The following is a 21,713-nucleotide window of genomic DNA, read 5'->3' as shown; positions in this document are numbered from 1 at the left end:
CCGGTATCGATCCGTTATCGCCGTGATCATAAGGTGATTTTCGTTCTCACCGCGCAAGAGAATTCCCCTCCGTCGCCGGCGCACACGACGGGGGAAGCGGGGCCGGTCAACGAGCTTTCTCATTGTTCTCTCGAGGCCCCGGCATATGTCCGATCGGCGATTCCGCGGGCAGCACCAGCATAAAGACGGGGAAAAATTCGTGTCACAAACTCGCATTGTCGACGTGGTTAATTTCATGCCGGAGCGGGTGGTCAGGAACAGCGAGCTGCCGAGCGAGGGCGGCGACCTCGGCGACCACGCCTTCTTCGCGGGCGTGCACGAGCGGCGCTTCGCCTGGCCCGACTACACGTCGGCCCAGCTGGGGGCGAAGGCCCTCGAGAAGCTCCTGGAGCGCAACGGCGTGGCCGCGGCCGACGTCGACCTCATCATCTGCGCCTCCCAGCTGAACGACGCCTTCTCACCCGGCACGGGCACGGCCATCCAGTACGCGGTCGGCGCCACCAAGGCGGCCGTGCTCCAGGTGGACAACGGCTGCTGCTCCTGGATCTCCTCCATCAGCACGGCCCGCGCCTTCATCGACTCGGGCCAGTACCGCACGGTCGCGGTGGTCACGGTCACCAACTTCATCTCCCGCCTCGAGGAGTTCCAGAAGGCGCCCGAGTCCCGGGTGCTCGGCGACGGCGCGTCCGCCACCCTCGTCACGGCCGGCGACGCACCGACCATCCTCTCCATCCACGAGCAGGCCTTCGGGGAGAACTGGGGAGCGCTCAAGGTCGAGCCGGACACCGTCGAGGGCATGGAGATCCCCTACTGGTCGGCCGGCTCCGGCGCGCTCACCGTGAAGTTCGACCAGTCCATGCTGGCGCGGCTGTACACCGTCACCATGGAACAGCTTCCCCAGGCCGTCGACATCGCCCTGGAGAAGGCCGGGGTGGAGAACAAGGACATCGCTTTCCTGATCACCCACCAGCCGAACGAGAAATACGTCGCGGAGTGGCGCAAGCGCTGCGGATTCGACGATTCCCGGGCGCACGACACGCTCGGCACGTACGGCAACATGTTCCAGGGCACCCTTCCGGTGACATTCGCCGACGCCCTCGACAAGAAGATGATCTCGCCCGGCGATCTCATCGCGTTCGCGACCTTCTCGCACGGCGGAGAACTCGTCGGTTCCATGGTCTGGCGCTGGAACTGACTTTCCTGGGCATCCCGCCTGCCCGCTCCCTTTCGCTTCATTTCGTTCATTCTTTTACCACTGCATGAGGAGAAGTATGTCCCAGCGCGTTCCCGACGAGTCGGGTCTGGCCCAGAACTACGTCCTGGACCGGTCCGACCTCGAGGGCCTGGACCTGGTGTGGAACGAGAACACCGGCATGGACGACATGATGAAGCTCATGGAGAGCAAGACGAAGGAGACGTACGACCACGGCGAGATCTTCGGTCAGTACTGCTCCCTCGCCGAGCACATCAACGTCCCCTACGACATCGTCTTCGAGTACGCGGCCAACGCCCGCTCCCTGGAGGAGTGGACGTACAGCATCCGCAACATGAAGCACCTCGGCGGCGGTCTGTACCGCGCGGACGAGATGATCCAGCCGAACACGGACATCTACATCCGCGCCGAGGCGCAGAAGGGCCCCGAGCACGGTCTCGTGGTCTACCCGTGCGCCTGGGACCAGGGCCACGAGCTGTGGATGCGCTACTACCTGACGATCATCGACTCGTCGAAGGTCCTGAACAAGCCGGGCACCGTGGTGCTGTGGACCAACTGCAAGCACCCGTACTACGACCGTGCGACGGAGAACGTCCCGGACTACATCGCCGAGGGCCGGGCGCGCACCGACCGTGTGTGGGTCGGTGACATCTGGCCCGTCTTCCACGCCGGCCACAGCATCGAGATGGGCAACCTCAAGCGGATCCTGGAGCACCGCTTCGGCACCGCCGAGGCCTGAGCCCGCCGCGGGGCGGCCCCGGCCGCCCCGCTCCGCACCACGACGAAGCACACGCCACACATGGGGGATCAATGCGGCTGGCCGATGCCTTGGTCACGGTTCTGCGCGACCTGGACACCAGGTACGTATTCGGAGTCAGTGGCGCGAACATCGAGCACGTCCACGACGCGGTCGAAAGGCTCGGCCAGGGCCGTCTGACGTCCGTGCTGGCGAAGCGGGAGGACGGCGCGGCGAACATGGCGGACGCCCGCGCCCGGGTGCACCGCACACTGGGGGTGTGCTGCTCGACCTCCGGCGGCGGGATGATGAACCTGGTCGCCGGACTGGCCGAGTCCCACGCGGAGTCGGTACCGGTCCTCGCGCTGGTCGGGCAGCCGCCGGCCGCCCTGGACGGCCGGGGCTCCTTCCAGGACTCCTCCGGGATCGGCCGGACCGTGGACGGCCTCGCGCTGCTGCGGGCCGTCACCAAGAAGACCGTCCGGGTCACCGGGGCGGAGGACTTCTGGGACCTGCTGCGCGACGCCGTCTCCACCTGCCTCGGCGGCCGCAAGGGCCCGGTGGCCCTGCTGCTGCCCCGCGACGTCTACGAGCTGGAGGTCGGGGACGTCCCCGCCGACTGGCCGGCCCACCTCGGTGCCTTCATCGAGCCCGAACCGCTGCCCGAGCAGGAGGTGTCGGCGCTCTTCGACCGGCTGCGCGGGGCGAGCGCCCCGGTGCTGCTGCTCGGACACGGCAACCGCCGCTCCTGCGACCCCGAGGCGGTGCGCGTCTTCGCCGAGCGGGCCCGGATCCCCGTGGTGACCACCATGGGCGCGCGCGGGGAGTTCCCCAACGACAGCGACCTGTACCTGGGCGTCGTCGGCGAGGGCGGCCACCCCTCGGCCGCCGAGTACGTGGCCAAGTCGGACTTCGTGGTCCTGGTGGGCACCGGTCTGGCCATGATGACCCGGCGGGCGCTGGGCGACTGGGACCCGGCACGGGCCGGCGCGGTCAACATCGACCTCGGTGAGATCGAGCGCTCGGGCCTGGCGGACACCACGGTCCGCGCGGACATCGGCGAGGTGTTCCGGCTGCTGGAACGGCTGCGCGCGGAACACCCGTTCACGGCCCCGCCGGTCTCCGGCTACGAGCTGACCCGCTTCGTGGCCCGGCCCGCCGTCCCCGTACCGGGACGCGCCGGCGAGCGGGACGAGGGCGCGCTGCTGCAGAGCGAGGCCGTCCGGCTGCTCCAGGAACACCTGCCGCAGCGCGGCCATCTGCTCTACGACGCCGGGAACTGCGCCGTCGCCGCCATGCACTACGGATCCGTACCGGCCGGCTCCTCCTCCACCATCGCGCTGGGCATGGGCGGCATGGGCTACAGCGTCGGGGCGGCCGTCGGTGCCCAGCTGGGCTCGCCGGAGGGCACCCGGACCGTGGTGTTCTGCGGTGACGGGGCGTTCCTGATGAGCGGCCTGGAGGCGCACACCGCCGTGGAGCTGGGCCTGCCCATCCTGTACGTCGTCTTCAACAACGGCATGCACGGCATGTGCGCCACCCGCCAGCAGCGGTTCTTCGACTCCCGGATCACCGCCGTGGACTACACGCCCGTCGACGTGTGCACGGTGGCGCGGGGCCTCGGCACCCCCGACCGGCTGTGGGTCGGCAGCGCCGGGAGTGCCGCCGAACTCGCCGGGCGGCTGGACGAGTACCGCCGCCACGCGCACCTGCCCGGGGTCCTCGAGCTGAAGCTCACCGTGGAGGAGGAGCCGCCCTTCGCCTCCTTCATGCCCGCCGACGCCCCCACCGTGCCGGTGCCCGGGCCACGACAGGCCGCCGTCTCGTACGAGATGACCGCCGGCGCCCTCTGACGCGTCGCCCTCCGTACGCCTCCGTCCGCACGTTCCCGCCGGGCACCCCGCCGCCGCATCCGGCCGAGCGGGGCCCCGGGGACGCGCGGGCCCCACCGGAAAGAACTCACATGACAGTGCAAGAGCTGGACCTCGCAGGTATCACGGACTCCGGGCTGCGCGCCGACTACATCGCGAGCTCCCAGCTGTTCCGCAAGATCGGGCGGGGCCGCTTCCTCGGCCGCTACATGATGCACCCGGCCAAGCGGCCCTACTTCGACACCTTCTTCTCCTTCGTCTGCTACATCGACGACCTGGCCGACGACATCAACCTCAGCGTCGACGTCCGGGCCCGCCGGCTGGACGAGTGGCAGCGCACCTACATGGCCGTCGCCAAGGGCGAGGACCTGCCCAGCGAGCACCCGCTGTCGCTGTCGGAGCGGACCGACGCCGCCCTCGCCCGCGCCCTGGTCCACACCCTGCGCACCTGGGACCTGCCCTACCTGCGCGTGCCCGAGTTCGTCGACGGCCACCGCAAGGCGCTGACGACGTACGAGTACGCGAACGACGAGGAGCTGGACGACTTCCTGGAGACGGTCACGCTGCTGCCCGCGATCTGGATCAACCAGATCTTCGAGCCGCTGAGCGACGACGCCGAGGAGCTGTGCCGGCACACCATCACGGCCTTCCAGCTGCTGGACTTCATCTGGGACCTGCGCGAGGACCTGGACCTGGGCCGGCTGTACCTCCCGCTGGACCACCTCGCCCGCTTCGGCCTGACCAGGGCGGACCTGGACCGCCAGATCGGCAGCGGCTACATCAGCGACGCGCTGCGCGAGCTGATCCAGTCCGAGATCGACATCGCCCGGGGGCACCTGGACGCCGGCCGTTCATGGCCGCAGACGCTGCACCCGACGGCGCGGATCTTCATGGAGACCGACATCCAGACGCACGACTCCATGTTCCCGGAGATGATCAAGGACGACTACGCGTTCTTCAAGAACCCGCGGCGCGGCATCGACTTCGTCTCGGGCCGGATGATCCCGCGCACGGCCAAGGCCATCGCCCGCGCCCGCAAGGCCAACCAGCAGGCCACCCGCGCCGGTTACCGCATCCGGCCGCCGTACCGGGGCACCGGGGCATGACCCGCGGGGCGATCCTGAGCGGCCTGGGCACCTGGCTCCCGCCGCACGTGGTCACCAACGACATGCTCTCGTCGGAGCTGGACACCTCCGACGAGTGGATCCGGACCCGCACCGGCATCGCCCGGCGGCACATCGCGTCGCCGGGCATGAGCACCGGGCACCTCGCCACCGAGGCGGCGCGCCGGGCGCTGAAGTCGGCCGGCACCGACCGCGTGGACGTCGTCGTCGTCGCCACGAGCACCCCGGACCGCCCCTGTCCCGCGACCGCCCCGGTGGTCGCCTCCTCGCTCGGGCTGACCGGAGCCGGCGCCTTCGACGTGGCCGCGGTGTGCACGGGCTTCGTGTACGCGCTGGCCACGGCGGCGGGGCTGATCACCGGTCGGGTCGCGGACAGCGCCCTGGTGATCGGGGCGGACACCTTCTCCACCATCCTCGACCCGCGGGACCGCACCACCCGGGTCATCTTCGGCGACGGCGCCGGCGCGGTCGTACTGCGCGCCGGCGACCCGGCCGGGGAAGGAGCCCTGCGCGGCTTCGACCTGGGCAGCGACGGCACGGGCGTGGACCTGATCACGGTGCCCGGCGGCGGCTCCGAGCAGCGGCTGAGCGGGGCCGCGGCCGCTCCGGACGACGGCTACTTCCACATGGACGGCCCGCAGGTCTTCACCCGTGCCGTCCGGTACATGACCGGATCGGTGCGCAAGGTCACGGAGGCGGCCGCGCTGGCGCCCGAGGACGTCACCCACCTGGTCCCGCACCAGGCGAACGTCCGGATCCTCGACACCTGCGCCCGGGAACTGGGGCTGCCCGCCGAGCGCGTCGTGAAGAACATCGACCGGGTCGGCAACACGGTGGCCGCCTCCATCCCGCTCGCGCTCGCCGCGGGTGCGGCCGACGGACGGCTGCGGGCGGGCGACCAGGTGGTCCTCACCGGCTTCGGCGGCGGCCTGACCTGGGGCTCGGCGCTGCTCACCTGGCCCGGCGGCCTCTCGGTGATCGCCGGCTGACGGCACCCTCCACAGAGAAGAGAGTCATGAACACCATCGACCAGAACCTGAAGGCGCTGCTCGACGAGCGGTTCCCCCAGTCCACCGACCGCCTCTTCGAGGGCGCGTCGTTCAAAGACGCCGGCATGGACTCGATGGGCGTCGTCGAGTTCATCGTGGCCCTGGAGCGGCAGTTCGGCACGCCGACGCTGAACGGCAACGAACTCGGCGCCGAGTCCACGCTCCAGGACGCGCGCGACCTGCTGACCTCGGTGGGCGTCGGCTGATGCCCCGGCCGCATCGGCTCACCCTCAACGAACACCCGCTGCCGCCGCTCGACTCCGTCGCCGCCGAGATCGCCCGGCACACCGCCGAGGTCAACCGGTACCCGGAGTTCTATCCCGAGCGGCTGCGCGGGATCGTCGCCGACTGGCTGGGGCTGCCCGGTGAGCAGATCGTGCTCGGCGCGGGGTCCGTGGGCGTCGCGCTCCAGGCGCTCCAGGCGAGTGTGTCCGCCGGCGGGGGGCTGGCATACGGCTGGCGCAACTTCGACGCCTATCCCCTGCTCGCCGGCATGGTGGGGGCGCGCCGCGTCGAGGTGCCCCTGCTCCCGGGCGGGCACCAGGACCTCGAGGCGCTGGCGAAGGCGGTCCAGGACGCGGACGCGGTCATCGTGTGCAACCCGCACAACCCGACCGGCCGGCTGGTCCCCGGCGACGAGCTGAGGGAGTTCATCGCCCGGGTGCCGGAGCACGTCCTGGTGGTCCTGGACGAGGCGTACATCGAGTTCGTCGCCCCGTCCGGCCGTACGGACTCGCTGGGCTGGATCCGGGAGTTCCCGAACCTGCTGGTGCTGCGCACCTTCTCCAAGGCCTGGGGGCTGGCGAACATGCGCGTCGGGTACGGCGTGACGTCCCCTCGGTGGGCCGAGAGGATCGGCCGGTACCAGCTGCCGTACGCCCTGAGCACCCTGTCGGCGGTGGCGGTGGAGACGTCCCTGCGGGCCCGGCCGGAGCTCGAGGAGCGGATCGCCGTCATCGTGGGCGAGCGCGAGCGGCTGTCCGGCGGGCTGACCCGAGGCGGCTGGACGGTGCTGCCGAGCCACACCAACTTCCTGTGGCTGGACGAACCGGAGCGGACCGAGGACATCCGCCTGGCCCTGGAGGGCGAGGGCGTCCAGGCCCGCGTCTACGCCGGCGAGGGCGTCCGCGTCACGGTCGGCGACACCGACGCCAACGACAGCGTGCTGCGCGCCCTGGCCCAGGGCCCGTCGTTCGGACCCGCGTCCGCGGCGTGAGCCGAACGACAGGCCCTCAGCCGCTCGTACGAAAGAGCCGCTGCCCACGGTCTCCCCGTGGGCGGCGGCTCTTTCCCGTGTCAGGCCGTGGTCACCAGCCGCCGCCCGGCGCGACGCGCCGTACGCCCGGCAGGGCCGCCTCCAGGACGGTGGGGAACCAGGCCGAGAAGCTGGTCTCGGCACGCAGCGCGGCCAGTTCCCCCGGGGTCACGAACCGGTAGTCGTGGATCTCGGCGGGGTCCGGCTGCGGAGTGTCCTTCACCAGGCCGACGAAGAGGTGGTTGTACTCCTTCTCGACCAGGCCGGAGATCTCGTCCGGGTGCTCGTAGGTGACCGTGCCGGCCGGCTCCAGCGGGATGCCGTGCAGACCCAGCTCCTCGCCGACGCGGCGGGCCGCCGCCTCCCGCGCGGGCTCGTCCGGGTACGGGTGCCCGCAGCAGGTGTTGGACCACACGCCCGGCGAGTGGTACTTCGTCAGCGCCCGCTGCTGGAGCAGCATGCGTCCCTCGGCGTCGAACAGGAACACCGAGAAGGCGCGGTGCAGACGGCCGGGCGCCTGGTGCGCCGAGAGCTTCTCGGCCACACCGATCGTCCGGCCCTCCTCGTCGACGAGTTCGAGCAGGATCGGTTCCGTGGCGGGGCCGGCGGAGGTTTCCGTGGTCATCGGATCAGCCAACCCTCGGGGTCGTGGTGACGGGGAGCCGGGCCGGGCCGCGCAGCCACAGGCCGGGCTTCAGCGCCACCTCGTCGTCGTCCGGCTTGATCGAGGCACAGCGCTTGGCGAGACCGATCAGCGCCTCCTTGGCCATCAGCCGGGAGAGGTTGTCGCCGAGGCAGTAGTGGATGCCGCGGCCGAACGACAGGTGCCTGCGGCCGTGCTTGCCGAGGGCCAGGGTGTCGGGGTTCTCGAAGGCCCGCTCGTCCCGGTTGGCCGCGGCCAGCATCAGCAGAACCACGGCGCCGGCCTCCATGGTCCGGCCGTGCAGGGTGACCGGCTCGTTGACCACGCGCCAGGAGGCGTGCGTGGGCGGCTCCAGACGCAGCACCTCGTCCAGCACGTCGTCGGCGAGGGCGGGGTCGGCGGCGAGCCGCTCCAGCACGTCAGGGTGCTCGGCCAGGATGACCGCGGCGTTGCCGATGAGGTTGGCGAAGGTGTCCAGGCCGGGCACGATGAGCAGCACGCACACGGCGGCGATCTGGTGGATCGTCAGGCCCTCGATGGTCTCGCCGGCCCGGGTCAGCTCGGTGATCAGGTCGGTGCCGTCACCGCCCTCGCGCTCCCGGAGCACCTTGACGAAGTACTCGGTGCACTGCGCCACCGCGCGCTGGCAGGCGATCGCCACGTCCTCCGACGGCGCGGCGCCCAGCTCCAGGATGTGCGCGATCTCCGTCGACCAGGCGGCGAGGAGCTTCTGGTCCTCGCGGTCGATGCCCATCATGTCGCCGAGCACCCGCACGGGCAGCTGGGAGGCCAGCACCTCCATGACGTCGAAGCGCTCGGGGAGGTCCGCCAGCAGCTCGTCCACGACCGTGGTGACGGACTTGATCAGCGCCTCCACCGCGGACGGGGTGAACGGCGCGGCGACGAGGTTGCGCAGCTTGGTGTGGTCCGGCGGGTCCAGCAGCCGGAAGAGGTTGGCGTCCCAGCCGTCGAGGCCGAGGCCGAGGAACGGCGGCGGCTCCTCGTCGGGGCCGGCGCCGGCCACCTGGGCGAAGAACTGGGTGCCTCCGAGGTCCTTGCCGAGCCGGCGGTCACGCAGCAGGGCTTCGACGTCCTCGTAGCGGCTGACCACCCAGGAGTTCAGCGGGCCCGCCAGGAGAGGGTGCTCGTCCCGGAGCTTCGCGTAGACCGGGTAGGGGTTCCGACGGAATGCGGGATCGGTCGGATCGAAGAAGAATTCGGGCTCGGCAGGTTCTGCCATCAGTGACTCCCCCATTATCACGCCGTGGGCGGCCCGTGCGGGCTTCTGGCCCCGGCTCAAGATCACGACAGTGTGATCATAGCGTCGATCCGGCGACGGCTGTATAACGGGTCGGTAACCGCCGACACGTCGCGTACACAAAAGAGCGGCCCCACGGACCGGGTCCGTGGGGCCGCCTGCGTGGCGATCAGTAACGGCGGATCAGTGGTGGCCGTGGCCGCTCGTGATCTCCTTGTACTCCTCGGCCCTCGGCTTCGGGATCTGGGCGTGCTCGCCGTAGTAGGCGTTGGACAGCTTCGCCCGCAGCTTCTGCGAGGCCGGGACCTTGCGCTCCACACCGTTCTCGTCGACCGTCGGGCCGATCTCGGCCGGCGTGTACTGCTCGTGCGCGGTGAGGGTGTGCAGCTGCTCCTGGCTGAGCGGCTCGTGCACCTCGATGAACTCACCGTGCGGCAGCCGCTTGATGATGCCGGTCTCGCGGCCGTGCAGCACCTTCTCGCGGTCCCGGCGCTGCAGGCCCAGGCAGATCCGCTTGGTGACGATGAACCCGATGACCGGACCGACGAACAGGAAGACCCGGACGAAGTAGGTGACGGAGTTGACCGACAGGTGGAAGTGCGTCGCCCACAGGTCGTTGCCACCGCCGAGCATGGCCACCGCGAAGAACACCAGCCAGCCGACACCGAGAGCGGTGCGGGTCGGGGCGTTGCGCGGACGGTCCAGGATGTGGTGCTCGCGCTTGTCGCCGGTGATCCAGGACTCGATGAACGGGTAGACCGCGATCGAGACCAGCATCAGACCGAAGACGATCAGCGGGATGAGCACACCGAGGACCAGCGTGTGACCCGCGACATTGATCTCCCAGCCCGGCATCACACGCACGAAGCCCTCGGAGAAGCCCATGTACCAGTCGGGCTGGGCGCCGGTGGACACCTGGTCCGGGCGGTAGGGGCCCATCGCCCAGATCGGGTTGATCTGCGCGACCGCGGCCAGCACCGCCAGCACACCGAAGACCAGGAAGAAGAAGCCTCCGGCCTTGGCCATGTAGACGGGCAGCAGCGGCATGCCGACGACGTTCTTCTCGGTCTTGCCGGGGCCCGCGAACTGCGTGTGCTTGTGGTAGAAGACCAGGATCAGGTGGGCCACCATCAGGCCCAGCATGATGCCCGGCAGCAGCAGGATGTGGATCGAGTAGAACCGGGCCACGAAGTCGTGACCGGGGAACTCGCCGCCGAAGAGGAAGAACGAGATGTACGTGCCGACGATCGGCATGGACAGCACCAGACCCTCGGCGATGCGCACACCGGTGCCCGAGAGCAGGTCGTCCGGGAGCGAGTAGCCGGTGAAGCCGGTGAACATGCCGAGGACGAACAGCAGGAAGCCGAACAGCCAGTTGACCTCACGCGGCTTGCGGAACGCGCCGGTGAAGAACACGCGCATCATATGCACGAACATGCCGGCGAGGAAGACCACCGCGCCCCAGTGGTGGATCTGCCGGATGAGCAGGCCGCCGCGCACGTCGAAGGAGATGTGCAGGGTCGAGTTGAACGCCTCGGACATCAGCTGTCCCTGGAGCGGGACATAGCTGCCGTGGTACTCCACCTCGTTCATCGACGGGTGGAAGAACAGCGTCAGATAGACACCCGTCAGGATGATGATGATGAAGCTGTACATGCACACTTCGCCCAACATGAACGACCAGTGGTCGGGGAAGATCTTGCGCATGTTGGCCTTGGCCAGGGAGTAGATCCCGAGCCGGCCGTCGGCCCAGTCGGCGACGCGCTCGCCGGCCGGTGCCTTCCCGCGAGAGCGGGACTGTTCGTTCGCTGCAGTACTCATCCGCGCTCCCAGAAAGCAGGACCGACGGGCTCCTCGAAGTCGCCGAGCGCCTGGAGGTAACCCTCACTGTCCACGCCGATCCGCAGCTGCGGCAGAGCGTGGCCGGCGGGACCGAAGATCACTCGGGCGCCGTCGGTGAGGTCGAAGGTGGACTGGTGGCACGGGCACAGCACGTGGTGCGTCTGCTGCTCGTACAGCGAGATCGGGCAGCCCACGTGGGTGCAGATCTTCGAGTACGCGACGATGCCCTGGTGCGACCAGTCGAGCTCGCGCTTGTCCTTGATGTCGTCCGGCTGGAGCCGCACGACCATCAGGGCCGCCTTGGCGATCTCGTTCTGGAAGTCCTCGTCGTGCTCCGACATACCGTCGGGCATGGCGAAGGTCAGCGAGCCGACGGCCACGTCCTCGGGACGCAGCGGCTGGTTGGTGTTCATGTTGACCAGGCGCTTGCCCTTGGCCCACATCGTGTGCCGCAGCCGCGTCTTCGGCGCCGGACCCAGACCGCCCAGCAGCATCACGCCGGAGAGCGGCACCAGCGCCATCGCGCCGAACATGGTGTTGCGGATCAGCTTGCGGCGGCCGAACCCGGACTCCGCGGCACCCTGGCGGAAGTCCGCGTGGACCTTCGCCCGCACCTCCGGGGAGGCCTCGATCGGGTGCCGGTCGTCGGCGATCTCCACGTCCGACATCAGCGTGCGCGCCCAGTGGACCGCGCCCGCGCCGATGCAGAACAGCGCCACGCCCAGCGTCAGACCCAGCGCGAAGTTCATCGCGCTCAGGTGCCCGATCGGGAAGACGAAGATCGACTTGTCGTTCGGGATCGCCAGGTACGAGACGATGAAGCCGATGGTGGCCAGCATCGACACCGTGAACAGGAACGCCACCGCGCGCTCGGACCGCTTGGCGGCCCGCTCGTCGATGTCCTGGATCCGGTGCTCGTGCGGCGGCAGCCCCGGGTCCGCGAACGGGTTCTCCTCGTCCGCGGTCGCTACCGCGCCGTGTGCGTGGTCCTGCTCAGCGGGCAGGTTCTCTTCAGGAATGTCTTGGCTACTCATGACTTCTTGGCCTTTGCGGTCCGAGCGGCGACCCAGACGGCGACCGCGATCAGCGTGCCGAGGCCGAAGATCCAGCCGAACAGACCCTCGCTGACCGGCCCGAGGCCGCCCAGCTCCAGACCACCCGGGTTCTCCGTCTTGTCACCGTTGACCGCGTTCAGGTACGCGATGATGTCCTTCTTGTTCTTCTCCGACATCGTGGTGTCGGGGAAGGACGGCATGTTCTGCGGGCCGGTCTGCATGGCCTCGTAGATGTGCTTCGGAGCGACACCCTCCAGCGTCGGGGCGAACTTGCCCTTGGTCAGGGCACCGCCCTTGCCGGTGAAGTTGTGGCACTGCGCGCAGTTGGTGCGGAACAGTTCGCCGCCCTTGGCGATGTCCGCGCCGTCGGGGCCGTACTGCTGCTTGGTGGGCACACTCGGGCCGGCGCCCAGCGACGCGACGTACGCGGCGAGCTGGTCGATCTGGGCCTGCGTGTAGATGGGCTTCTTGCGCGGGACCTGGGCGCCCTGCGAGGTCGCGGCGGGCATACGGCCGGTGCCGACCTGGAAGTCGACGGCCGCGGCGCCGACGCCGACGAGGCTCGGGCCGTCGGAGGAGCCCTGGCCACCGGTGCCGTGGCAGCTGGCGCAGCCGACCTCGTAGAGCTTCTTGCCCTCCTTGATGGTCAGGGACTGGGAGGATTCATCGGCCTGCGCCTTGCCCGCGGGCGCGAACGCGGCGTACAGCCCCCCAGTGGCCGCCAGCGCGAGGAGTAGGACGACGACCGCCGCCAGCGGATGGCGTCGTCGTGCGGAGAGCTTTTTCACGGATTACCCCGGTGTCAGGATCTTCTGCGTCGGTGCTTCTGGATGTGCGGGAGCGATCCCGGCTACTTGATCAGGTAGATCGTGGCGAAGAGGCCGATCCAGACGACATCGACGAAGTGCCAGTAGTAGGACACGACGATGGCGGCGGTCGCCTGCTCGTGGGTGAACCTCTTGGCCATGTAGGTACGGCCGAGGACCAGCAGGAAGGCGATGAGGCCGCCCGTCACGTGCAGGCCGTGGAAGCCGGTGGTCAGGTAGAACACCGAGCCGTACGGGTCCGAGGACAGCGAGATGCCGTCCTTCTTCACCAGCTCGGTGTACTCGTAGATCTGACCGCCGATGAAGATCGCACCCATGATGAAGGTGAGGATGAACCAGCCACGGAGCTTCTTCACATCGCCGCGCTCGGCCGCGAACACGCCGAGCTGGCAGGTGAGGGAGGAGAGCACCAGGATCGTGGTGTTCGTCGCGGAGAAGGGCACGTTGAGCGCGTGCGCCATCTCCTTCCAGTGATCCGGTCCGGTCACCGACCGGAGGGTGAAGTACATCGCGAAGAGGGCCGCGAAGAACATCAGCTCGGAACTCAGCCAGATGATGGTTCCGACGCTGGTGAGGTTCGGCCGATTGACCGACGGGTGCGCGTGCCCGGTTTCTACTGTCGTTGCTGTCGCCACGACCGACATTATGTCGGTCGCTTATCTCGCGCTCACTCCGGGGGGTGCCGTTCGGAGTGTTGCCGCCCGCCGAACCGGTGCTGACGTGGTGTTCGGGGGAGTAGCATCCGCCCAGACGGCCCTGCCCGTCCCGTCCGTACGACGCCGACGTCCCGGAGGAACAATGCAGCCGACCGCCACGGTGCTGGTCTATAGCGACGACTCCAACACTCGCGAGCAAGTACGGCTGGCCGCCGGGCGCCGGCCCGCCCCCGACGTCCCCCTGGTGGAGTTCGTGGAGTGCGCGACTCCCGGCGCGGTGGTGCGGGAGCTGGACAAGGGGGGCATCGACGTCTGCGTGCTGGACGGCGAGGCCGTGCCGATGGGCGGCATGGGCGTGTGCCGGCAGATCAAGGACGAGGTGTTCGGCTGCCCGCCGGTGCTGCTGCTCATGGGACGGCCGCAGGACGCGTGGCTGGCCACCTGGAGCCGTGCGGACGCGGCGGTGACGCTGCCGGTGGACCCGGTGGAGTTCGCCTCCGCGCTGGCCTCTCTGCTGCGTCACAAGAGGCTCGTGGGCGCGTAGGAGCCCGGGGCGCGAGGAGCATGCGCGAGTGCGGCCCGGTACGGTCTTCTCGCGCCCACGCGGCGGAAGCCGCATATCGGCACGGCCCCGCGCCCCTTCCGGGGCGCCTACGCGGCCCTCGGCTGCAGGCGTACCGCCTCCGCCGGGGTGTCCGGGGTGGTGGTGTTCGTCAGGGCGCTGCCCGTGCGCCACTTCTTCCAGTCGACGTTCCAGTCGCCGAAGCCGTTGCCGAAGGGTTCCATGGTCTGGCCCTGGGAGTTGACGACCTTGACGATGTCGCCCTCGCGGATGTTGTCGTAGAGCCACTCGGCGTTGGACGTGCTCATCCCGACGCAGCCGTGGCTGACGTTCTCGTAGCCCTGCGAGCCGACGGACCAGGGCGCGGCGTGGACGTACTCGCCGGACCAGGTGACCCGGGTGGCGTAGTACACCGGCAGGTCGTAGGAGTCCGAGGTGCCCTCGGCGATGCCGACGGTGGTGCCGCGCATCCGTACGAAGTACTGCTTCTCCAGTACGACCTTGACGCCGTTGCGGGTCTCGAAGCCGGGCTTTCCGGTGGTGACCGGGATCTGCTCGACGGGCTGGTCGTTCTTGTAGTACGTCAGCTGGTGCGCGGCGGCGTCCGTGACGACCTCGACCTTGTCCCCCGTGGTGATCTTCAGCGGCTTGGACGCGCCGCCCCACAGCCGGTCGCCCACGCGGACGCCGTCCAGGTTGCTGTGCACCCGGATGGTCGCGTGGACCGGCCAGTAGTCCTTGGGCCGGTAGTGGAGTTCCTTGTCGTTCACCCAGTACCAGGAGCCCGGCACGGCCGGCACGGACTCCACCCGCAGGCCCCGCTCCACGACGGCCCGCTGCGCCTTGTCCTTGATGCCCTGGTCCAGTTGGGCCGTGATGGGCTGTCCGACGCCGTAGGTGCCCGTGCCCGGCCCGAAGGTGACGCCCAGGCGCTTCTTGCCGGCGGGCTTGCCGGTGTCGAACGTGAGGGTCTTGCGGCCGGGTGCGCCGTCCTCGTCCTCGGTGCTCACCGTGACCGTGTAGTGGGCGCCCGCGGCCAGCGGGGAGGTGCTGTGCCAGCGGCTGCCGTCGGCGGCCAGTTCGCCCGTCACATAGCGCCCTGTGGAGTCCCGGGCGATGACGTCCGTGATCCGGCCGTCACCGCTGTTGGCGGTGACCTCCAGGGGCTTGTCCGGGTCGGCTCGCCCGCCCGCTTCGGTGGGGCCGTTGAAGGAGATCAGGTCCGCTGCGTCGTACGGCCTGGCCGACAGGGGGTTGCCGTCCGAACCGCAAGCGGTGACGCCCGCACCGAGGGCGGTCACCAGCAGGGTGCAGCCGACAGCGGTACGGGTCCGCACAGTGTGGTTCATACGATCACGCTATGAGATCAAATGATTACCGGCACGGCGGGTCACTCATCCGAGCGAACGATGCTCCGGCAAACGAGTGGAGCCCGGACCCTCCGTGAGGAAGGTCCGGGCTCCCGGTGCGTCCGGCGCCCTACTGGGTCCGGTTCTCACCGTGGTAGTACTCGAACACCCAACCGAACAGGCCGATCAGGATGAACGGGGCGGAGAAGTAGATCAGCCACCAGCCGACCGCGATGCTGAGGAAGGCGATCGCGCCGCCGAAGCCCAGCATGAGCGGCTGCCAGCTGTGCGGGCTGAAGAAGCCCAGCTCGCCCGCGTCGTCCGCGACGTCGGCCTCCTTGTCGTCCTGGGCGCCCGCGTCGACCCGCCGGGCGGTGAAGCCCAGGTAGAAGCCGATCATGACGGACAGGCCGAAGGCCAGGAAGAGCGCGGTGGTACCGGCCGGCTCCTTCGACCACACGCCATACACGATGGCCATGATCAGGATGAAGACGCTCAGCCAGATGAACATCCGACCCTGGATCTTCACTTGCCGGCCTCCTTGCTGCCCGCGACGGCGGTGCCGTGACCGGCGTGCTCAAGCTGTTCGAGCGCGGCGATCTCGGGGTGGTGCAGATCGAACGCCGGGGATTCGCTGCGGATCCGCGGCAGGGTGACGAAGTTGTGCCGCGGCGGCGGGCAGGAGGTCGCCCACTCCAGGGAGCGGCCGTAGCCCCACGGGTCGTCCACGCCGACCGGCTTGCCGTACTTGGCCGTCTTCCAGACGTTGTAGAGGAACGGCAGGATCGACAGGCCGAGCAGGAAGGAGCTGATGGTCGACACCGTGTTCAGCGCGGTGAAGCCGTCGGCGTTCAGGTAGTCGGCGTACCGGCGCGGCATGCCCTCGGCGCCCAGCCAGTGCTGGACCAGGAAGGTGCCGTGGAAGCCGATGAACAGCGTCCAGAAGGTGATCTTGCCCAGGCGCTCGTCCAGCATCTTGCCGGTCCACTTCGGCCACCAGAAGTGGAAGCCGGAGAACATCGCGAAGACGACCGTACCGAAGACCACGTAGTGGAAGTGGGCCACCACGAAGTACGAGTCGGAGACGTGGAAGTCCATCGGCGGCGAGGCCAGGATGACACCGGTCAGACCACCGAACGTGAAGGTGATCAGGAAGCCGGTGGCCCAGAGCATCGGCGTCTCGAAGGAGAGCGAGCCCTTCCACATCGTGCCGATCCAGTTGAAGAACTTCACACCGGTCGGCACCGCGATCAGGAAGGTCATGAAGGAGAAGAAGGGCAGCAGCACCCCGCCGGTGACGTACATGTGGTGGGCCCACACGGTCACGGACAGACCGGCGATCGCGATCGTCGCGGCGATCAGGCCCATGTAGCCGAACATCGGCTTACGGGAGAACACCGGGATGACTTCGGAGATGATGCCGAAGAACGGCAAGGCGATGATGTACACCTCTGGATGTCCGAAGAACCAGAAGAGGTGTTGCCACAGCAGTGCGCCGCCGTTGGCCGCGTCGAAGACATGGGCGCCGAACTTCCGGTCCGCCTCCAGGGCGAACAGCGCGGCGGCCAGCACCGGGAAGGCCAGCAGGACCAGCACACCGGTCAGCAGCACGTTCCACACGAAGATCGGCATGCGGAACATGGTCATGCCCGGGGCACGCATGCAGATGATCGTGGTGATGAAGTTGACCGAGCCGAGGATCGTGCCGAAGCCGGAGAAGGCCAGACCCATGATCCACATGTCGGCGCCGACGCCCGGCGAGCGGACCGCGTCCGACAGCGGGGAGTAGGCGAACCAGCCGAAGTCGGCCGCACCCTGCGGGGTGAGGAAGCCGGCCACCGCGATGAGCGAGCCGAACAGGTACAGCCAGTAGGCGAACATGTTCAGCCGCGGGAACGCCACGTCGGGCGCGCCGATCTGCAGCGGCATGATCCAGTTCGCGAAACCGGCGAACAGCGGCGTCGCGAACATCAGCAGCATGATCGTGCCGTGCATCGTGAACGCCTGGTTGAACTGCTCGTTCGACATGATCTGCAGGCCCGGACGGGCCAGCTCGGCGCGCATGATGAGCGCCATCACGCCACCGATCAGGAAGAACGCGAACGACGTCGCCAGATACAGCGTGCCGATCGTCTTGTGGTCGGTGGTCGTCAGCCACTTCACCACGACATTGCCGGGTTGCTTGCGCCTGACCGGCAGCTCGTCGGCGTACGAGCCTTCAGCTGCCGCGGCACCCTGGGGTTCGTTGAGGATGCTCACAGGTTGTTCGTCTCCCGGTTCTTCTCGTGGCTCGTCTGCGCGATGCCGGCGGGAATGTAACCGGTCTGCCCCTTCTTGGCGAGGTCCTTGAGGTGCTGCTCGTAACGCTCGGGGGAGACGACCTTCACGTTGAACAGCATCCGGGAGTGGTCGACGCCGCAGAGCTCGGCGCACTTGCCGAGGAAGGTGCCCTCCTTGTTGGGGGTCACCTGGAAGGCGTTGGTGTGGCCCGGAATGACGTCCTGCTTCATGAGGAACGGCACCACCCAGAAGGAGTGGATGACGTCACGCGAGGTCAGGACGAAGCGGACCGTCTTGCCCTTGGGGAGCCAGAGCGTCGGACCGGGGTTGTTCGTCTGCGGGTTCCGCGTGCCGGGCGTACCGACGTCGTAGACACCGCCGGCGTTCGCCGGGAAGTCCTTCTTGAACCGGTCCGGAATGGCGTCCAGGTTCTTGTCGGTCTTGGCATCGCCGGTGGAACCGGGGACGTTCTCGACGTAGTTGAAGCCCCAGCTCCACTGGAAGCCGACCACGTTGACCGTGACGTCGGGCTTCTTGGAGGTGTCCAGGAGCTTCGACTCGTCCCGGGCCGTGAAGTAGAAGAGCACCGAGATGATGATGATCGGGACCACGGTGTACAGGGCCTCGATCGGCATGTTGTACCGGGTCTGCGGAGGAACCTCGACCTTGGTGCGGCTGCGCCGGTGGAAGAAAGCACTCCACAGGATCAGGCCCCACACCAGCACGCCGACGGCGAGCGCGGCAGCCCAGGAGCCCTGCCACAGGGAGAGGATCCGCGGAGCCTCTTCCGTGGTCGGGGTGGGCATGCCAAGGCGGGGGAAGTCCTTGTATGTGCAACCGGTTGCGGTCGCCAGGACCAGGCCCGCGGTCAGTGCCTGCAGCAGCTTCCGCCGCATCGGGCGCCGCGGCGAGCGGTCGGAGCCGTTGGGACTCACGTAGCGCCTTCCCGAGAGTCTCGCCCGCGCGGTCGGCTGCGGCCTTCTCGCTGGTCGGTCGCCGCCCTGCGTCGGGCAGGGGTTTGGATGTTTATGCGGACCAAACCCTAGCCCACCCTCTCCGAGGGTTCGCGAGGAGGGGTGCCTACTGGGTGGGGTGGTTCGCTTGATTGGCGGCTGCGGGTGCGTTGTGGCTGGTCGCGCAGCTCGCCGCGCCCCTTTGGAGCGCCGCTCTGACCGGCGGTTTAGCGTTGCCGTATGGCCTACTTTGACGCTGCTTCCGCCGCTCCTCTCCATCCCGTGGCCCGTCAGGCGCTGTTGGCCTCTTTGGATGAGGGGTGGGCCGATCCCGCGCGGCTGTACCGGGAGGGGCGCAAGGCGCGGATGTTGCTGGACGCGGCGCGGGAGGCGGCCGCGGAGGCCATCGGCTGCCGGGCCGACGAGGTGGTGTTCACGCCGTCCGGTTCGCGGGCCGTACACACCGGGATCGCGGGGGCGTTGGCCGGGCGGCGGCGGGTGGGACGCCACCTGATCGTGTCCGCCGTCGAACATTCCTCCGTACTCCATTCGGCGGAGGCGTGGGAGGCGGACGGCGGGACCGTCACCCGGGTGGCCGTCAACCGGGCCGGAGCGGTCGTCCCTTCGGGTTACGCGGAGGCGCTCCGGGCCGACACCGCGCTGGCCTGCCTCCAGTCGGCCAACCACGAGGTGGGTACCGAGCAGCCGGTGGCCGAGGTGGCCGAGGCGTGCCGGGCCGCCGGGGTGCCGCTGCTGGTGGACGCGGCACAGTCGCTGGGCTGGGGGCCGGTCGCGGGCGACTGGTCGCTGCTGACGGCCAGCGCGCACAAGTGGGGCGGGCCGTCGGGGGTCGGGCTGCTCGTCGTCCGCAAGGGGGTGCGGTTCGCCGCCCAAGGGCCGGTGGACGAACGCGAGTCGGGCCGGGCGCCCGGTTTCGAGAACATCCCGGCCATCGTGGCGGCCGTGGCCTCGCTGCGCGCGGTACGGGCGGAGGCGGCCCGGGAGGCGGTACGGCTGCGGGAGCTGACGGAGCGCATCCGGGCCCGGGTGCCGGAGCTGGTGCCGGACGTGGAGGTGGTCGGCGACGCCGGGCGCCGGCTGCCCGGGATCGTCACCTTCTCCTGCCTCTACGTCGACGGCGAGGCCCTGCTGCACGAGCTGGACCGGGCCGGCTTCTCGGTCTCCTCCGGCTCCTCCTGCACCTCCGGCACGCTGACGCCCAGCCATGTGCTGAAGGCGATGGGGGTGCTGAGCGAGGGCAACGTCCGGGTGTCGCTGCCGCCCGGCACCGCGCAGGAGGACGTGGAGCGGTTCCTGGAGGTGCTGCCGGGGGCGGTGGCGGGCGTCCGGGAGAAGCTGGGCGCACCGGCACCGGCACCGGCGACGGCCGTCCGGGCCGAGGAGCTGGTCGTCGACTCCCTCGGCAAGCGCTGCCCGATCCCGGTCATCGAACTGGCGAAGGTGTTCGGCGAGGTCCCGGTGGGCGGCCTCGTACGGGTCCTCTCGGACGACGAGGCGGCCCGCCTGGACATCCCCGCCTGGTGTCAGATGCGGGGGCAGGAGTACGTGGGCGAGGAACCGGCGGACCGGGGAACGGCGTACCTGGTCCGCCGGGTGAGCTGAACGCCCGGGGAGCCTCAGCTCAGGTGGGCCCGGACCTCCTCGCCCGCCTCGTCGCCGTACGCCTTCACGAACCGCTCCATGAAGTGCGTGCGCCGCAGCTGGTACTCCTGCGTCCCCACGGTCTCGATGACCAGCGTGGCGAGCATGCACCCGATCTGCGCGGCGCGCTCCAGCGGGACGCCCCAGGCAAGCCCGGACAGGAAGCCCGCGCGGAAGGCGTCGCCGACACCGGTGGGGTCGGCCTTGCGGTCCTCCTCCGGGCAGCCGACCTCGATCGGGTCCGCGCCGGCCCGCTCGATGCGCACGCCCCGGGAGCCGAGCGTGGTGACCCGGTGGCCGACCCTGGCCAGGATCTCCGCCTCGCTCCAGCCGGTCTTGGACTCGATGAGCCCCTTCTCGTACTCGTTGGAGAAGAGGTAGGTCGCGCCCTCCATCAGGACCCGGATCTCATCGCCCTCCATCCGGGCGATCTGCTGGGAGAAGTCGGCGGCGAACGGGATGTTCCGGGAGCGGCACTCCTCGGTGTGGCGGAGCATCGCCTCGGGGTCGTCGGCGCCGATGAGGACCAGGTCGAGGCCGCCCACGCGGTCCGCGACGGTCTTGAGCTCGATGAGGCGGGCCTCGCTCATCGCGCCGGTGTAGAAGGAGCCGATCTGGTTGTGGTCGGCGTCGGTGGTGCACACGAAGCGGGCGGTGTGCAGGGTCTCGGAGATGCGGACCGAGTCGGTGTCCACGCCGTGCCGGTCGAGCCAGGCGCGGTACTCGTCGAAGTCGAAGCCGGCGGCACCGACCAGGATCGGGCGGGTGCCCAGCTGGCCCATGCCGAAGGCGATGTTGGCGGCGACACCGCCGCGGCGGACGTCGAGGTTGTCGACCAGGAAGGAGAGCGAAACCGTGTGCAGCTGCTCCGCGACGAACTGGTCGGCGAAGCGGCCGGGAAAGGTCATGAGGTGGTCGGTGGCGATGGAGCCGGTGACTGCGATGCGCACGACGGGGATTCTCCTGGGGAGGCTGGATTGACAGTTCACGCTACCGGTTCGGCCGCCCGCGCTGAAGCTGACGAAACTACCCGATAGTAGATCTTTCTTCGCGGCCACCGCCGTGCGTACGGTGCGCTCATGACGAACCCCGAGGTCCACTCCCCCGCCCCGGCCGAGCCGGACGGCGGCCTCGCCTCCCTGTGGGGCGACTGCGCCCGGATGGTTCCGCACTGGGCGGCCCCGCAGCGGGCCGAGTCCCGTCCGGTGTCCCCCTCCCGTATCCACGGGGTGTCCGTGCCGGCGCGGTCCGCCCGGCTGCTGGACGCGATGTCGGACTACGGCGACTGACCCGGACGTACGCACCCGGGAACCGCGCGCCGCCGTCCCGCGTCCCATCGCCGTCCCCCGCGCGGGGAGCGCGGGACACGACCAGCGAG

General features: G+C 69.3%; 21 protein-coding genes. 10 read left to right on the top strand and 11 right to left on the bottom strand.

The window, feature by feature from the left end:
* The first annotated feature begins 235 nt into the window (after positions 1-235).
* From H5J33_RS01640 to H5J33_RS01610, 7 genes are all read left to right on the top strand, one after another.
* Positions 236-1,195: a 3-oxoacyl-ACP synthase III family protein gene (locus tag H5J33_RS01640; RefSeq protein WP_258564812.1), complete on the top strand. Its 960-nt coding sequence runs from the start codon at positions 236-238 to the stop codon at positions 1,193-1,195.
* A 76-nt stretch (positions 1,196-1,271) separates the two neighbouring features.
* Positions 1,272-1,952, top strand: coding sequence for a hypothetical protein (locus H5J33_RS01635; RefSeq protein WP_258564811.1), 681 nt, complete (start codon positions 1,272-1,274; stop codon positions 1,950-1,952).
* Positions 1,953-2,023: 71 nt separating this feature from the next.
* Positions 2,024-3,802, top strand: a complete 1,779-nt coding sequence (locus H5J33_RS01630; protein ID WP_181792979.1) for a thiamine pyrophosphate-binding protein — start codon at positions 2,024-2,026, stop codon at positions 3,800-3,802.
* 110 nt (positions 3,803-3,912) lie between these two features.
* The gene (locus H5J33_RS01625; protein ID WP_181792978.1) at positions 3,913-4,926 is read left to right on the top strand and encodes a squalene/phytoene synthase family protein; all 1,014 of its coding nucleotides are present in this window, start codon (positions 3,913-3,915) and stop codon (positions 4,924-4,926) included.
* Positions 4,923-5,933, top strand: coding sequence for a beta-ketoacyl-ACP synthase III (locus tag H5J33_RS01620; protein WP_181792977.1), 1,011 nt, complete (start codon positions 4,923-4,925; stop codon positions 5,931-5,933). Before H5J33_RS01625 ends, H5J33_RS01620 begins: the two co-directional genes overlap by 4 nt.
* A 26-nt stretch (positions 5,934-5,959) precedes the next feature.
* Positions 5,960-6,199, top strand: a complete 240-nt coding sequence (locus H5J33_RS01615; RefSeq protein ID WP_030621175.1) for an acyl carrier protein — start codon at positions 5,960-5,962, stop codon at positions 6,197-6,199.
* Entirely contained in the window at positions 6,199-7,209 is a 1,011-nt protein-coding gene (locus tag H5J33_RS01610; protein WP_181792976.1) for an aminotransferase class I/II-fold pyridoxal phosphate-dependent enzyme, read from the top strand. The genes H5J33_RS01615 and H5J33_RS01610 overlap by 1 nt, the downstream gene beginning before the upstream one ends.
* Positions 7,210-7,300: 91 nt before the next feature.
* On the opposite strand, the gene idi is transcribed toward H5J33_RS01610, so the two are convergent.
* The 6 genes from idi to H5J33_RS01580 all read right to left on the bottom strand — a co-directional run bounded on the left by idi (position 7,301) and on the right by H5J33_RS01580 (position 13,517).
* Complete coding sequence (idi, locus tag H5J33_RS01605; RefSeq protein WP_181792975.1) at positions 7,301-7,873, bottom strand: isopentenyl-diphosphate Delta-isomerase; 573 nt, start codon at positions 7,871-7,873, stop codon at positions 7,301-7,303.
* A gap of 4 nt (positions 7,874-7,877) precedes the next feature.
* The gene (locus H5J33_RS01600; protein WP_181792974.1) at positions 7,878-9,131 is read right to left on the bottom strand and encodes a cytochrome P450; all 1,254 of its coding nucleotides are present in this window, start codon (positions 9,129-9,131) and stop codon (positions 7,878-7,880) included.
* Between the two features lie 201 nt (positions 9,132-9,332).
* Positions 9,333-10,970, bottom strand: a complete 1,638-nt coding sequence (locus H5J33_RS01595) for a ubiquinol-cytochrome c reductase cytochrome b subunit (RefSeq protein WP_181792972.1) — start codon at positions 10,968-10,970, stop codon at positions 9,333-9,335.
* Positions 10,967-12,025 carry a ubiquinol-cytochrome c reductase iron-sulfur subunit gene (locus tag H5J33_RS01590; protein WP_181792970.1) on the bottom strand — a complete coding sequence of 353 codons (1,059 nt, stop codon included), beginning with the start codon at positions 12,023-12,025 and terminating at the stop codon, positions 10,967-10,969. The genes H5J33_RS01595 and H5J33_RS01590 overlap by 4 nt, the downstream gene beginning before the upstream one ends.
* Positions 12,022-12,834: a c-type cytochrome gene (locus H5J33_RS01585; protein WP_030783242.1), complete on the bottom strand. Its 813-nt coding sequence runs from the start codon at positions 12,832-12,834 to the stop codon at positions 12,022-12,024. Before H5J33_RS01585 ends, H5J33_RS01590 begins: the two co-directional genes overlap by 4 nt.
* A 62-nt stretch (positions 12,835-12,896) precedes the next feature.
* On the bottom strand, positions 12,897-13,517 hold the full coding sequence (locus tag H5J33_RS01580; RefSeq protein WP_030616646.1) for a heme-copper oxidase subunit III: 621 nt from the start codon (positions 13,515-13,517) through the stop codon (positions 12,897-12,899).
* Between the two features lie 154 nt (positions 13,518-13,671).
* Here H5J33_RS01580 and H5J33_RS01575 point away from each other — a divergent pair, with 154 nt between their 5' ends.
* Positions 13,672-14,073: a response regulator transcription factor gene (locus H5J33_RS01575; RefSeq protein WP_181792968.1), complete on the top strand. Its 402-nt coding sequence runs from the start codon at positions 13,672-13,674 to the stop codon at positions 14,071-14,073.
* Positions 14,074-14,180: 107 nt separating this feature from the next.
* Here the strand turns inward: H5J33_RS01575 and H5J33_RS01570 are convergent, their stop codons facing one another.
* The 4 genes from H5J33_RS01570 to coxB all read right to left on the bottom strand — a co-directional run bounded on the left by H5J33_RS01570 (position 14,181) and on the right by coxB (position 18,655).
* Entirely contained in the window at positions 14,181-15,440 is a 1,260-nt protein-coding gene (locus H5J33_RS01570) for an Ig-like domain-containing protein (RefSeq protein ID WP_181792966.1), read from the bottom strand.
* Between the two features lie 130 nt (positions 15,441-15,570).
* Positions 15,571-15,969, bottom strand: a complete 399-nt coding sequence (locus tag H5J33_RS01565; RefSeq protein ID WP_181792964.1) for a cytochrome c oxidase subunit 4 — start codon at positions 15,967-15,969, stop codon at positions 15,571-15,573.
* On the bottom strand, positions 15,966-17,699 hold the full coding sequence (gene ctaD / locus H5J33_RS01560; protein WP_181792961.1) for a cytochrome c oxidase subunit I: 1,734 nt from the start codon (positions 17,697-17,699) through the stop codon (positions 15,966-15,968). The genes H5J33_RS01565 and ctaD overlap by 4 nt, the downstream gene beginning before the upstream one ends.
* Positions 17,696-18,655 (bottom strand): cytochrome c oxidase subunit II, encoded by a 960-nt coding sequence (gene coxB / locus H5J33_RS01555; protein WP_181792959.1) that lies wholly within the window; start codon positions 18,653-18,655, stop codon positions 17,696-17,698. Before coxB ends, ctaD begins: the two co-directional genes overlap by 4 nt.
* Before the next feature lie 258 nt (positions 18,656-18,913).
* Here coxB and H5J33_RS01550 point away from each other — a divergent pair, with 258 nt between their 5' ends.
* Positions 18,914-20,296: a cysteine desulfurase/sulfurtransferase TusA family protein gene (locus H5J33_RS01550; protein WP_181792957.1), complete on the top strand. Its 1,383-nt coding sequence runs from the start codon at positions 18,914-18,916 to the stop codon at positions 20,294-20,296.
* Between the two features lie 14 nt (positions 20,297-20,310).
* Here H5J33_RS01550 and H5J33_RS01545 read toward each other — a convergent pair whose 3' ends face one another.
* Positions 20,311-21,285, bottom strand: coding sequence for a carbohydrate kinase family protein (locus H5J33_RS01545; protein WP_181792955.1), 975 nt, complete (start codon positions 21,283-21,285; stop codon positions 20,311-20,313).
* 129 nt (positions 21,286-21,414) lie between these two features.
* Between H5J33_RS01545 and H5J33_RS01540 the strand changes: the two genes are divergently transcribed.
* Positions 21,415-21,624: a hypothetical protein gene (locus H5J33_RS01540; protein ID WP_181792954.1), complete on the top strand. Its 210-nt coding sequence runs from the start codon at positions 21,415-21,417 to the stop codon at positions 21,622-21,624.
* Positions 21,625-21,713 lie beyond the last annotated feature (89 nt).

It is taken from the genome of Streptomyces sp. WELS2 (assembly GCF_013870595.1).
GTDB lineage: Bacteria > Actinomycetota > Actinomycetes > Streptomycetales > Streptomycetaceae > Streptomyces.
This window is presented reverse-complemented; position numbering and strand designations above follow the sequence as displayed.